General features: G+C 49.7%; 1 pseudogene. It reads left to right on the forward strand.

Going from position 1 to position 326, the window contains the following annotated elements:
- Positions 1 to 304 (forward strand): annotated as a pseudogene (locus EN807_RS35345) (hypothetical protein); the annotation flags it as partial.
- Positions 305 to 326: the final 22 nt, after the last annotated feature.

Genomic DNA, 326 nt, shown 5'->3' on the forward strand with positions numbered 1-326 from the left:
CAACGACGCCGGTCGGCCAATTCGCCCCGCCAATTCAATGATACCTGCATTCGCCTATGTCATTTGCGACATCACGCCGAAGCTCGACAAAGTCCTGAAAAATAGTGACGCGACGCCAACACCTGACGGTCTCGCCTACTACGGCTATCATCGCAATCATCAAATCTACTATGAAGTGATCGACTATGGGAAAATCGTGTCCGACGCAAAGAAGCGAAACCGCATATTCTTTGAACGATTGAGCATCAACTCTTTAAACTATGTTGTCGGACGCCTTGCGCTTCAGTCCACCTTGCACACGTAAGATGACTGCCACCACGTGAGTA

The organism is Mesorhizobium sp. M5C.F.Ca.ET.164.01.1.1 (genome assembly GCF_004792125.1).
Classification (GTDB): Bacteria; Pseudomonadota; Alphaproteobacteria; order Rhizobiales; family Rhizobiaceae; genus Mesorhizobium; species Mesorhizobium wenxiniae.